This is a genomic window from Vibrio tubiashii ATCC 19109 (assembly GCF_000772105.1).
Classification (GTDB): Bacteria; Pseudomonadota; Gammaproteobacteria; order Enterobacterales; family Vibrionaceae; genus Vibrio; species Vibrio tubiashii.
This window is the reverse complement of the sequence record NZ_CP009354.1, coordinates 513,861-527,056: the sequence shown is the minus strand read 5'-3', so window position 1 is coordinate 527,056 and position 13,196 is coordinate 513,861. Positions and strand designations below refer to the sequence as shown.

The window sequence follows — 13,196 nt, the reverse complement described above, 5'->3', positions numbered from 1 at the left end:
GAAAATGGCACAAAATCAACGTCAATTTCCCTGTCTATTAAAATATCAATGAAATTGGGCTATAACTAAAGGAGTAGAGGGAACCGATCTGAACTATGCCTAAAAGCAAGAAAATAAACTCACTAGCTTTTCGTCAAGCGAAAACAGTATTCCTAGTTTCCGTTATTCTAGGGATCTGCTTTAGCTTTTATCATATCTTGGTGGATCTCCATCAGGAGCAAAAGCGCATAGAAGAACATTACCAGTTCAAGCTCCTACAGAACTATTCAAATGCCAGTCAAGCAGCCTACCACCTCAATCAGTTATTGGCGGAACAAGTTGCTTCTAGCTTGATGATGGACAATGCGGTCTACAAGGTGCAAATTGTCGATGACTTTGGTGATACGCTAACGGAAAAAGAGCGCAATGTGTCACTGCAAGGTGATTTCACTGAAGCTCTGTCTAGCTATCTCACCCCTACGACGCCGATTTATACCACTGACTTGCATCAACCTAACTCACACGTTGTGGTCGGAACCTTAAGCTTTTCCGTCAATGGCGCTAATATTGCCAAAGACTTTATTGCCAAAACCAGTCAAATACTGCTGTTTGACCTATTTCGAAATATCCTTTTAACGTCAATCCTATTGATGTTCTTCTATCAAAAGCTTTCCAAACCACTTGTTACGTTAATTGAATGGGTACGTTCACTACAAAATACCAAAAGTGACCTTCCGCCACCGACTCTCTATCGAGATGATGAACTTGGCCAGTTAGCGAAAACCTTCCATACCCTTTGGAAAGAGAGAGAAGCTGCAGCGGTACAGCTCAATCAACTGGCTTACTACGACTCACTAACTGGATTAGCTAACCGCAGTTTACTTTTGCAAATGCTTAAAGACTCGATCGAAGAAGCCAACACTAATAACCAAGCGGGTGCACTTTTCTACTTAGATTTAGACAGATTTAAAACCATCAATGACTCTCTCGGTCATACGATTGGGGATAACTTGATTAAGGCGATATCTAAACGGATCGAAGCTTGGCTGCGAGATGACTTCACAGCAGCTCGTATCGGCGGGGATGAGTTTGCAATCTTGCTGCCCAATACTAGCGCAGACAAAGCCCATGAGTTTGCTCAGCAGCTCCTTGCCCTTATCTCCAACCCATACTCTATTGATGACCACCAGCTCTACTGTACGGTTAGTGTCGGCATCGCTATCTTCCCATCGGTGGGTAGCACTAATATCGATGTGTTGCGTCAAGCGGATACCGCCCTATACCGCGCCAAAACAGCAGGGCGAAACAAATACATGTTCTATGAGCCAGAGATGCAGGCTCAGGTCGAATCTTTCCTAGAAATTGAAAAAGGCCTCCATGAAGCTCTCAACCAAGGGCAGCTTGAGCTCTATTATCAACCTCAGGTCGATGACAATCACAATATCATTGGCGTTGAAGCTCTGATTCGTTGGAACCACCCACAAAAAGGGGTGTTACCTCCTGGGGTGTTTATGCCAATCGCCGAAGAAACAGGGCAAATCCTGCAAATTGGTAATTGGATCATTGAGCAAGCTTGCTATCAGTTTTCTCACTGGAAAAAAGAAGGGATACTCCCAAGCACTTTCCGTAGACTGGCAATTAACATCAGTCCATTACAGTTTTCTCAACCATCGTTTGTGGAGCACATCGTTGACTCCCTCGCCCAAGCGGACATTGACGGTGAACATATTGAGCTAGAGATTACCGAGAATCTACTGTTAGAGAATGTCGAAGCAGCGATTCAGAAAATGGCAGAGTTGAAAGAGCACAACCTAAAAACATCGATTGATGATTTTGGTACTGGGTATTCTTCATTACGTTACTTGAAGCACTTGTCTGTCGATGTGCTTAAAATCGACCGCTCCTTCGTTACCCAATTGCATTTAGATGAGAGTGACCAAGCGATCGTTGATACCATCATTATGACCGCTCGTAGACTCAATTTGGAAGTGATTGCCGAAGGTGTCGAGGATGCTAATGAGCTCAATGCGCTTAAGCAGCTTGGCTGTGCTCAATTCCAAGGCTACTTGTTTGATAAACCTTTACCAGCCTCAGAACTGAATGAAAGGTTTGAAAAGAACTTTTACCCCGTAGAAGGCCCTTCGGTCGTCAAAGCGGTACAAAAGTAGCAGTCTAAAAAAAGATATAACTCATGATGATCGCATCTTCTTTGCCTGACGTTGTCGGGTAGTAGTTGATGCGGCGATCGACTTCATTAAAACCAATCGATTCGTAGAGACCAAATGCACTGCTATTGCTTTCTCGCACCTCTAACCAAGCGCTATCAGCCTTATCTTGCTCGCAGATATCTAGGAAAGCTTTCATTAACTGCTTGCCGTAGCCTCGCCCTTGCTGACTAGGACTAACCGCAACATTGAGCAAAGTGACTTCACCAACGATATTCTGGGCATAAAAATAGCCCATGACTTGGTTTTCAACCACCAATACATGATGACGCGCGCCGCGACTGTTTAGGTCACGAATTATGGTTTCAGACCAAGGGTGAGAGTGGGCGCTTTGCTCAATATTCCACACTTGATCAAGATGCTCTAATGCGAGCGGTAAAATTGAAGATTGGCTCATAAAAGGGTCACGATGACTGATAAGAACAGATCTGTTGCCATAGGGCTCGACGCTGTTCGTTGTTACCATCAACTTGAGTCAGTAATGGGGAAACAAGCGCTTTAGCTTCAAGACGATCTTGCTGATCGCATCCGGCAAACCAAATCCACTCTAGATGATGATTATCGTTATCGAGCTGGCTCAATTGCTCTGGAGTAACATGTAAAGCCTGTTCGAGCGACAACTTGATGCTTTTTAATACCCGCTCAAACATCTCTGCCGTTTTTCCCTGAGGAAGTTGAGGAGAAACAAGCAGCAATTTACAGTTATCAGGCAAGATCAGTTGTGGTGATTGGTATCCCAATAACCTTTCAGGGTGTGCCAACTGATAGCACTGGATTCCCATTTCTTGTAAATACTCTTGCTGTGGCATATCAATCATCACCCATAAAATCGCACTAATCCTACCATAACAACCCCAGTTCCAATCAAGCATTTGTCTGGGTAACGCACAATAAAAAGCGCCGCCCGAAGGCAGCGCTCTAAACTCAGCAAGAGCTGTAATCTAGAAACTCGACTTAACGGCTTCGGCAATTTTCAGCGCAGAAGACTGAACTAGCTCTGCATCTTCACCTTCAACCATAACGCGAATTAGAGGCTCTGTACCTGACTTGCGTAGCAATACACGCCCTTTGTCACCTAATTCTGCTTCCACTTCAACCACTGACGCTTTCACGGCATCCGCTTCTAGTGGGTTAGAATCACCAGAGAAACGAACATTCTCAAGAACTTGCGGGTAAAGAGTCATGCCTTGCGAAAGCTCGTGGAGAGACATATCACTGCCCACAACCGATGCAAGCACCTGAAGCGCAGCAACAATGGCATCACCCGTCGTCACTTTATCTAGCAGAATAACGTGCCCCGAGTTCTCAGCACCGATTTTCCAGCCTTTCTCTAGCAATTGCTCCATAACGTAGCGGTCACCCACAGCAGCGCGTACAAATGGAATGCCTAGCTGTTTTAAGCCATTTTCCATACCAAGGTTGGTCATCAGCGTACCAACGACACCACCTTTTAGCTCACCGCGGCGCAGGGCATCACGTGCGATAATGTAAGCAATTTGGTCACCATCAATCTTGTTACCTAGGTGGTCAACCATGATGATACGGTCGCCATCGCCATCGAAAGCCAAACCAAGCTCTGCACCTTCTTCAACCACACGTTTCTGCAGTGCACGTACATCTGTAGCGCCAACTTCTGCGTTAATGTTGGTACCATTAGGCTCAATACCCATGGCGATCACTTCTGCACCTAGCTCGCTAAACACAGCTGGAGCAATATGATAAGTCGCACCATGCGCGCAATCGACCACGATCTTTTTACCCGCTAGACTTAGCTCTGATGGGAAAGTGCTCTTACAAAATTCAATGTAACGGCCCGCAGCGTCGTTAAGACGGCTTGCTTTACCAAGTAGTGCCGACTCAACACATTCAATGTCTTTATCAAGCTCAGCTTCAATCGCCAGCTCAATATCATCTGGTAACTTAGTGCCTTCTGACGAGAAGAACTTAATGCCGTTATCGTAATATGGGTTGTGCGATGCTGAAATCACGATGCCCGCTTCTGCACGGAAAGTTTGCGTCAGGTATGCGACTGCCGGTGTTGGCATTGGGCCAGTAAAGGTCGCTTTTAACCCTGCTGCGGCCAAACCCGCCTCAAGAGCAGACTCAAGCATGTAACCTGAAATGCGTGTGTCCTTACCTATGATTACTTTCTTTGTGCCCTGCTTAGCCAATACACGACCCGCAGCCCAGCCTAGCTTAAGCACAAAATCTGGAGTAATTGGGTACTGGCCCACTTTGCCACGTACACCATCCGTACCAAAATAACGTCTCTTATCAGACATGGTTGTTCCTTTTTATCTTTCTATTCTGCTCAATGATTCGCTTTGGTCATTGAGACAATTTTCATAGCATCAAGCGTTTGTTCAAAATCGTGCACGCGAATGATTTGCGCACCTTTCATAGCGGCGATTGTAGCGCATGCCGCGCTCGCTGACACGCACTCAGCCGGAGCTTTGTCGAGGAGTTTGAAGATCATAGATTTTCTCGACATCCCTGCAAGAACTGGCAAACCAAATTGATGAAATTCTTCTAGGTGAGACAGCATATGATAGTTGTGTTCTAGTGTTTTACCAAAACCAAACCCGGGATCAAGTATCAGCTTTTCACGCTCGATACCAACTTCAGCACAAGCTTCAATACGCTGCTGCAAAAACTCACCGACTTCTTTTACCAGATCATCATAGTGAGGGTTTGCTTGCATAGTGCGAGGTTGGCCTTGCATATGCATTAAACAGATAGGTAATCCTGTTTCTGCCGCTACCTCAAGCGCTCCAGGCTCTTGCAAAGCCCTGACGTCATTAATGATATCGGCACCAGCTTCAGCTGCTTGGCGCATTACTTCCGCTTTACTGGTATCAATTGAAATCCACACGTCAGATTGCTCGCGAATCGCTTTGATCACTGGAATGGTTCGTTGAAGCTCTTCCGCCAATTCAACATCTGGAGCACCAGGGCGAGTTGACTCACCGCCAATGTCAATAATGGTCACACCTGAGTCAATCATACGCTGAGCTTGAACAAGCGCATCTTCTAAAGCGCGAAACTGACCGCCATCAGAAAAAGAATCAGGGGTAACATTCAGAATCCCCATCACTTGTGGCTGAGATAAATCGAGAGTTTTATTATTTGCTTTTAGGATCATAAACACAAAAACCCCGAGTTGCCTCGGGGTTTCTCTTAATCATAACAATTATTCTGAGTCTTTCTTCTCGGTGGTTTCCGCTGAAGTGCTCTCTTGAGAAGTTGCTGCGTCATCGGCTTTCGCTTCAGTGGCTGGTGCACTCTCTTCCGCTTTACCTTCTGACTTATCTTCAGGCTTCGCGTCTGATTTGTTGCTTGGGTTATCACCCCAACCAGCTGGTTCACGAATATCTGCTTTACGCTCCATTAGGTCATCAATCTGACCCGCATCAATGGTTTCGTACTTCATCAATGCATCTTTCATTGCGTGCATGATATCCATGTTGTCTTCAAGAATCTGTTTCGCACGAGCGTAGTTTGAGTCGATCAAGTGACGAACTTCGTCATCGATAAGCTTCGCTGTATCGTCAGACATGTGCTTAGTCTGAGTTACGCTACGTCCAAGGAACACCTCACCTTCATCTTCTGCATAAAGAAGAGGACCAAGCTTTTCCGAGAAGCCCCACTGAGTCACCATTTTACGCGCGATATCAGTTGCACGTTCGATATCGTTCGAAGCACCCGTTGAGACTTTGTCTGCACCGTAGATTAGCTCTTCAGCCAAGCGACCACCGTATAGGCTTGAAATCATTGACTCAAGATGTTGACGAGACATGCTGACACGATCTTGCTCTGGTAAATACATTGTCACACCAAGAGCACGCCCACGTGGAATGATCGATACCTTGTACACTGGATCATGTTCAGGAACTAGACGACCAACGATAGCGTGACCCGCTTCGTGATAAGCCGTTGACTCTTTAGTCTCTTCAGACATCACCATAGAACGGCGCTCTGCACCCATCATGATTTTGTCTTTTGCTAGCTCAAACTCAACCATAGATACGTTGCGCTTGTTACCACGAGCAGCGAATAGCGCCGCTTCGTTAACAAGGTTTGCCAGGTCTGCACCTGAGAAACCTGGTGTACCACGGGCAATTAGTGATGGCTCTACATCGCCTGCTAGGGGCACTTTACGCATGTGAACTTTAAGGATCTGCTCACGACCACGTACATCTGGTAGACCAACGACAACCTGACGGTCAAAACGGCCTGGACGAAGTAGCGCTGGGTCTAGTACGTCTGGACGGTTAGTCGCGGCGATAACGATAATACCTTCGTTACCTTCGAAGCCATCCATTTCTACTAGCATTTGGTTAAGTGTTTGCTCACGTTCATCGTGACCACCACCTACACCAGCACCACGCTGACGACCTACCGCATCAATCTCATCGATAAAGATGATACATGGCGCCGCTTTCTTCGCTTGTTCGAACATGTCACGTACACGAGATGCACCAACACCAACAAACATTTCAACGAAGTCAGAACCAGAGATAGTAAAGAATGGTACTTTCGCTTCACCAGCAATCGCTTTTGCTAGTAGTGTTTTACCTGTACCTGGAGGACCAACCATCAGAACACCAGTTGGGATCTTACCGCCCAGCTTTTGGAAACGGCTTGGATCACGTAGGTAGTCAACCAGTTCTTTTACGTCTTCTTTTGCTTCATCACAACCAGCAACGTCAGCAAAAGTTGTTTTGATTTGTTCTTCGCTCATCATACGAGCTTTGCTCTTACCGAAAGACATCGCGCCTTTACCGCCGCCGCCTTGCATTTGACGCATGAAGAAAATCCACACACCAATCAGTAAGATCATAGGGAACCAAGAAATAAAGATAGTACCTAGTAGGCTTTGCTCTTCTGGAGGTGTGCCCTGTACTTTCACATTTTGGTTAATTAAGTCATCAAGTAGCTTCTGGTCGTAGACCGGCATGTAAGTAACATAACGCGAGCCGCCGCCACGACGTGTGAAAGTGATTTCACCGTCTTTAAAAGTTGCTTCCTGAATCTGGCCTTGGCCAACTTCCTGTACAAACGTGGTGTAATCCACCGCTCTGCCATTGCTCTCTCCAGGGCCAAAGCTCTGGAAAACCGACATCAATACGACAGCGATAACAAGCCACAGAATTAAATTTTTTGCCATGTCACTCAAGGTGTCAGCCTCTCGATAACTAATTGTAATTAAAGGTAGGGTACTACAGTTTATAACCTGTAGCTATAGTGTTAACTAACCCATCAACGGGCAAATAGTTAACCTTTGTAACCAGTGGCTACAACGAAGACTTCTCGTGAGCGAGCTCGCGATGAGTCAGGTTTTCTGATTTTTACGACTTTAAAGGTGTCTCGGACTTCTTTGACAAATTGGTCAAACCCTTCGCCTTGGAAGACCTTTACAACAAAGCTACCATTAGGTGCTAGAACTTGTCGACACATATCTAAAGCCAATTCAACTAAATACATTGCGCGAGGTTGATCGACTGAATTATTGCCTGCAATGTTTGGTGCCATATCCGACATCACCACATCGACCATCGAAGGTTGAATGCGATCAAGCAAAGCGTCTAAAACCGCTTCTTCACGGAAATCACCTTGTAGGAAGCTGACACCTGCAATCGGGTCCATCGGCAACAAATCACATGCAATAATTTGCCCATCCTCACCTACTATCTTAGCAGCATATTGAGACCAACCGCCGGGAGCTGCACCTAAATCGACTACAGTCATACCAGGTTTTAGCAATTTATCCTTAGTTTGGATCTCTTCCATCTTGAAATAAGCACGCGAGCGATAGCCTTTTTTACGGGCTTCATTGGCGTATTTATCATCAAAATGTTCTTTCAACCAGCGACCTGAGCTAGCGGAATGTTTCTGTTTACTCATTTGTTACCTAATAGATAGAGGGAACAACTAACCCAATAAATTATAGTCTTCAGGGTTAGATGGCGTTAAAATGGTATTTTTCAACCCTTATATTAAAGAAAATTGGCCGCGTAATGAACCTAAGCACCAAACAAAAGCAGCATCTAAAAGGCCTAGCGCACAGTCTAAAACCTGTTGTGCTTATGGGCGCAAACGGACTAACTGAAGCTGTTCTAGCGGAAATTGAAATTGCTCTTAACCACCACGAGCTAATCAAAATCAAAGTCGCATCAGAAGATCGCGACACTAAGAACCTGATTATTGAAGCTATTGTACGTGAAACACGTGCAGAGAAAGTACAAGTAATCGGTAAGACTTTAGTTCTATTCCGCCAATCGGAAGAACGTAAAATCGAGTTGCCACGTAAGTAATTTTACTTTCATGAGCAAGAAAAAAGGTCGCCTATGCGACCTTTTTTGATATTCAGAGCAACAAACTTGCTTAGATGTACTCGACGCTGTCGATTTCAAAGTCGCGATCACCACCTGGTGTAGAGATAACCACTTCGTCACCTTCCATCTTGCCGATAAGACCGCGCGCGATTGGTGAACTTACCGAGATACGACCCGCTTTAATGTCAGCTTCGTCATCACCTACGATCTGGTAGGTTTTCTCTTCTTCAGTATCACAGTCAATCAAAGTGACGGTTGAACCGAAGATAACTTTACCCGTGTTGTCCATTGTGGTTACGTCAATAACCTGAGCAACCGATAGCTTGTATTCGATATCACGAATTTGTGCTTCACAGATACCTTGCTCTTCACGAGCTGCATGATACTCGGCATTTTCTTTAAGGTCGCCTAGTTCACGTGCTTCAGCAATGGCTTCAGAAATCTGTGGGCGAAGCTTCAATAGTCTTTCTAGTTCTTCACGTAGCTTTTTCTCGCCACGTAGTGTCATTGGCACTTTTTCCATTATATACCTCATTCCAAAGCAATCTTTGGACAAAACAAAACTACCTAATCCAGTGGACTAGGTAGATGCATTTACTAATCAATTGCCTCTAGTGTAAACAAACTTGGCGGCTAAATCACTCAAATTAATCAAGCGTGATCTCTATCTCAAAATGCGCGCGATAAACAATTGATAAATCAGCGCTGTTTTTGAATTCGATCGCGGCGTCAAACATATTTCACCTAAAAAAAAATAAAGGTTTAGATATAAACCAACCTATCAACAACGCAACTTAACCCTTAATAATCAATAGTTTGATATTATTTTATGTTTAATAAAACACTGTTCATAAGTTCGATTTATATCATTTTACTAACCCATCATGGAACTTTGCGTTAAAAACTTAGCTGACCTAATCAGCGAGATTAGTCTTTATTGCTCAATAACTTGCTATAACGCGTCGTTATGAGACTGGATTAATAGCGCTGATAACTAGAGGGCTCCCACAATTAAGTGGAGACGCTCCTCGCTATACAACTATTTATGGACAGTAAATTAGGACTAATAAGATGAACAAGACTCTGATCGCTCTAGCAGTTTCAGCTGCAGCAGTAGCTACAGGCGCAAACGCATCAGCTGATGGTATTCAAGCAGGCGGTATCGAAGGTACTTCAGTATACAGCTCAAACGGCAACTCTCTAGAGATCGGCGGTCGTGCTGAAGCTCGTATGTCTCTAAAAGATGGTAAAGCTGAAGACAAAACACGTGTACGTCTAAACTTCCTAGGTAAGACTCAAATCACTGATAGCCTATATGGTCTAGGTTTCTACGAAGCTGAGTACACTACAGCAGACAACACTGTAACTGTAGACGGCAAAACAACTGACGGTGATAACATTGAGCACCGTTACACTTACGCTGGTATTGGTGGTGACTTTGGTGAAGTAACTTACGGTAAAAACGATGGTGCACTAGGCGTTATCACTGACTTTACTGATATCATGTCTTACCACGGTAACACTGCTGCATATAAGATTGCAGTTGCCGACCGTACTGATAACATGCTTTCATACAAAGGCCAATTTGCTGACCTAGGCGTTAAAGCAAGCTACCGTTTTGCTGATCGTATCGATGATCCAGCGACAGGTGGTTACACTGACAACGAAACAGATGGTTACTCTCTATCTGCTATCTACGCAATCGGCGACACTGGTGTTAAGCTAGGTGGTGGTTATGCAGATCAAGATACTGGTACTAACAAGTCTTCTGATCAGTACATGCTTGCTGCATCTTACCGCATCAGCGATTTCTACTTCGCTGGTACGTTTACTGATGGTAAAGACAAAGACGGCTCAAGCAAAACAGACAAAACTGGTTACGAATTCGCAGCAGCTTACACTCTAGAAAAAGTAGCATTCACTACAACATACAATAAGCTAGAAGAGAAAACTTCAGGTACTACGTATGATGCAGCTGACAATGTAGCGATCGATGCAACATACTACTTCAAGCCAAACTTCCGTACTTACATCTCTTACAACTTCAACCTACTTAGTAAAGATGATAAGACAGCAACTGGTACTGTAGGTAAAGCTGGTGCAGAAGACGAGCTAGCTCTAGGTCTACGTTACGACTTCTAATTTCCTGACACTAAGTCATGAATCTAAGACGCCTGCTCTATAGCAGGCGTTTTTTTTACCCGCTATACTGACCCTCTTAAACCGCTAACCGTGAATTCTTATGCTGCGCTTTGTTGATCGTTTTACCTCTGCTTGCCTACTCTCTCTAATCAGCGTATCTGCCTCGGCCTATGCGCCACTCAATGAATTGCCATTAGGTAGCCGTGCAGCAATTAAAGTCGAAACACTTCAAAGCCAAAATAAAATCCAGCAAACCGACAACCAAAATCAGTTCTTCCCACCGGCTAGTACATTAAAGATTGTTACTGCACTTGCTGCCAAACTAGAGCTCGGTGATGAGTTTCAGTTTGCAACTAGCATTGAGAAGACTGGCAGCGATGTGGTGCTGCGTTTTAGTGGCGATCCGACTTTAACCACCCAAGACATAAAACAACTACTCAGCCAGCTACGTAATAGCGGCACGAAAAAAATCAGCGGCGATCTCTGGTTAGATAACAGCGCATTTACCGGTTATGACCGCGCAGTTGGTTGGCCGTGGGATATTCTTGGCGTCTGCTATAGCGCTCCAGCCAGCGCCATTTCACTTGATGGTAATTGTGTTCAGGCCTCTATCTATACGCAAGAAGATGGAAAAACTCGCGTCTATGTGCCTGAGCATCAACCTATTTATGTCACGACGGTGGCAAGTTCAGTGTCTAAAATCGAACAAGAGAGCTCACAGTGCGATCTGGAGTTACTCTCATCCCCAGACAACCACTATCAACTCCAGGGATGCCTACAGAACCGTAGCAAGCCACTGCCACTAAAATTTGCAGTACAAGATCCAGCGCTATATGCCCAGAGAATTGTTAATACTCTGCTTGCTCAGCTAAACATCGAGCTAGTGGGCAGTATTCGGCTAGGTGCTCCTGAGCAGCAAGGTAAAGTCATTGCCACTCATAATTCGCAAGCACTGCCACAGCTACTTGAAACCATGCTCAAAAAGTCAGATAACCTTATCGCCGATAACCTAACCAAAACCTTAGGTGCGAAGTTCTTTATTCAGCCTGGCAGTTTTGCCAACGGAACCAAGGCAATCAAGCAAATTTTATTTACCCAAACCGGCATTGATATTGAGCATACCCCACTGGCTGATGGCTCTGGGCTATCACGCAATAACCGCTTTACCAGTCAAAACATGGCTGCGGTACTGCGCTATATTTGGCAACATGACAGTGAATTAGGCTTGATCGCCTTAATGCCCACATCAGGCACCAACGGCACTTTGAAATATCGCCGCAGTATGCGTAAAGCACCAATTAAAGGCGAGTTGATTGCTAAAAGTGGTTCCGTGTATGGCAGCTACAATATGGCAGGCTATGGGTTAGATAAATCTGGTCAACCAAGCACACTGTTTGTTCAGTTTGTGACTGACTACCACCCACCAAAAACAAAGGGCGATGATAAACCTACCATCGCCCCAATCACCAAGTTTGAAACCTTGTTCTACAAAGATATTGTCCAGTTCAGTCAGGCAATACCTAAGAAGTAGTTCACCACAGTGAAATAGATCCACATTCCTGAGATATCGACAATAGACGCTAAAACTGGGCTAACCAACACAGCAGGATCAAGTTTAAATGCACGCGCTAGGATAGGTAGCAAACCACCTAGCGTGGTCGACATCGTGACCTGAATAAACAGCGCAACCGCGATCGCAAGTGCGATGGTGTTAAGCTCAAAGCCACCCGTACTGCTGCTATCACTAAAAAGTAAGATACGGCCAATAATCACCAAGGCTATGGCAAAAGCTAAGCAAATCGCCACTCGGCTCTCTTTCCAAAACACTTCTAACCACTGCCTTTTACGCAACTCACCCGTCGCTAAAGCTCGTATCACCAAGGTCGCCGCTTGCGTACCGGTATTACCACCCGCCGCTGCTATTACAGGCATATAGATCGCTAATAGCACCAACTGGCTCAAAGTATCTTCATATTGAGCGATAATTAGACCTGAAACTATGCCAAGTAATGCGAGCGCAATGATCCAACCGATACGTTGCTTTACATGCTCAATAACTGGTGTATCTAGGTAACCATTCGAAGGCTCAACTTCCGAATGAATAAAACCAAGCTGGTGCGCGTAGTGACGTGCCAACTTTTCATGTCCATCGAGCTCTAACGCAGAGATCAATTGCTGGACATAACCCACTGAACAGTGGTGTAAAATCCCGACAGCTTCCTCTACTGGCATAACCGTAAGTAAATGGACCTGCTGGGCTTGCTCGTATTGCAAAAATGCATTGCGAGCGGCACCGATCTCCTCTTGAGAAAAGTGCGGGGTGTTTTCAATGTAAGTATTGCTCATTACCGTCATGGCGAATCTCCCGATTGGCAATAGGTAACGACCATCAAATACAGCTGATGTTGAATCAAAAAATAGACACGTCTATCCGTACACGAGTGCACAGAAAAGCTGTATTGGATTCTAGAATTTAGAGGAGAAAAACGTGAGGATTCACAAAGAGATGAGAAGC

Annotated in this window: 12 protein-coding genes; 4 read left to right on the top strand and 8 right to left on the bottom strand. The window is 45.0% G+C overall.

Going from position 1 to position 13,196, the window contains the following annotated elements:
• The first annotated feature begins 95 nt into the window (after positions 1–95).
• Positions 96–2,147 carry a putative bifunctional diguanylate cyclase/phosphodiesterase gene (locus tag IX91_RS02530; RefSeq protein WP_004744876.1) on the top strand — a complete coding sequence of 684 codons (2,052 nt, stop codon included), beginning with the start codon at positions 96–98 and terminating at the stop codon, positions 2,145–2,147.
• Positions 2,148–2,151: 4 nt separating this feature from the next.
• On the opposite strand, the gene rimI is transcribed toward IX91_RS02530, so the two are convergent.
• The 6 genes from rimI to rlmE form a co-directional block, all read right to left on the bottom strand.
• A complete protein-coding gene (rimI, locus tag IX91_RS02525; RefSeq protein ID WP_004749689.1) occupies positions 2,152–2,601 on the bottom strand; it encodes a ribosomal protein S18-alanine N-acetyltransferase in 450 nt (149 codons plus the stop codon).
• Positions 2,602–2,608: 7 nt separating this feature from the next.
• Positions 2,609–3,019: a DNA polymerase III subunit psi gene (locus IX91_RS02520; RefSeq protein WP_100225196.1), complete on the bottom strand. Its 411-nt coding sequence runs from the start codon at positions 3,017–3,019 to the stop codon at positions 2,609–2,611.
• A gap of 126 nt (positions 3,020–3,145) precedes the next feature.
• The gene (gene glmM / locus IX91_RS02515; RefSeq protein WP_004742666.1) at positions 3,146–4,486 is read right to left on the bottom strand and encodes a phosphoglucosamine mutase; all 1,341 of its coding nucleotides are present in this window, start codon (positions 4,484–4,486) and stop codon (positions 3,146–3,148) included.
• A gap of 29 nt (positions 4,487–4,515) precedes the next feature.
• Complete coding sequence (folP, locus tag IX91_RS02510; protein ID WP_004742665.1) at positions 4,516–5,346, bottom strand: dihydropteroate synthase; 831 nt, start codon at positions 5,344–5,346, stop codon at positions 4,516–4,518.
• A gap of 48 nt (positions 5,347–5,394) precedes the next feature.
• Complete coding sequence (ftsH, locus tag IX91_RS02505) at positions 5,395–7,371, bottom strand: ATP-dependent zinc metalloprotease FtsH (RefSeq protein WP_004742664.1); 1,977 nt, start codon at positions 7,369–7,371, stop codon at positions 5,395–5,397.
• Between the two features lie 107 nt (positions 7,372–7,478).
• On the bottom strand, positions 7,479–8,108 hold the full coding sequence (gene rlmE, locus IX91_RS02500) for a 23S rRNA (uridine(2552)-2'-O)-methyltransferase RlmE (RefSeq protein WP_004742663.1): 630 nt from the start codon (positions 8,106–8,108) through the stop codon (positions 7,479–7,481).
• A gap of 113 nt (positions 8,109–8,221) precedes the next feature.
• On the opposite strand from rlmE, the gene yhbY reads away from it, so the two are divergent.
• Positions 8,222–8,518: a ribosome assembly RNA-binding protein YhbY gene (yhbY, locus tag IX91_RS02495; protein ID WP_004742662.1), complete on the top strand. Its 297-nt coding sequence runs from the start codon at positions 8,222–8,224 to the stop codon at positions 8,516–8,518.
• 70 nt (positions 8,519–8,588) lie between these two features.
• Here the strand turns inward: yhbY and greA are convergent, their stop codons facing one another.
• Complete coding sequence (greA, locus tag IX91_RS02490) at positions 8,589–9,062, bottom strand: transcription elongation factor GreA (protein ID WP_004742661.1); 474 nt, start codon at positions 9,060–9,062, stop codon at positions 8,589–8,591.
• A 548-nt stretch (positions 9,063–9,610) separates the two neighbouring features.
• Between greA and IX91_RS02485 the strand changes: the two genes are divergently transcribed.
• Both IX91_RS02485 and dacB read left to right on the top strand, forming a co-directional pair.
• A complete protein-coding gene (locus IX91_RS02485) occupies positions 9,611–10,681 on the top strand; it encodes a porin (RefSeq protein WP_004742660.1) in 1,071 nt (356 codons plus the stop codon).
• 100 nt (positions 10,682–10,781) lie between these two features.
• Positions 10,782–12,212, top strand: coding sequence for a serine-type D-Ala-D-Ala carboxypeptidase (dacB, locus tag IX91_RS02480; protein WP_004742659.1), 1,431 nt, complete (start codon positions 10,782–10,784; stop codon positions 12,210–12,212).
• On the opposite strand, the gene IX91_RS02475 is transcribed toward dacB, so the two are convergent.
• The gene (locus IX91_RS02475; RefSeq protein WP_004742658.1) at positions 12,191–13,036 is read right to left on the bottom strand and encodes a magnesium transporter; all 846 of its coding nucleotides are present in this window, start codon (positions 13,034–13,036) and stop codon (positions 12,191–12,193) included. The genes dacB and IX91_RS02475 overlap by 22 nt on opposite strands.
• Positions 13,037–13,196 lie beyond the last annotated feature (160 nt).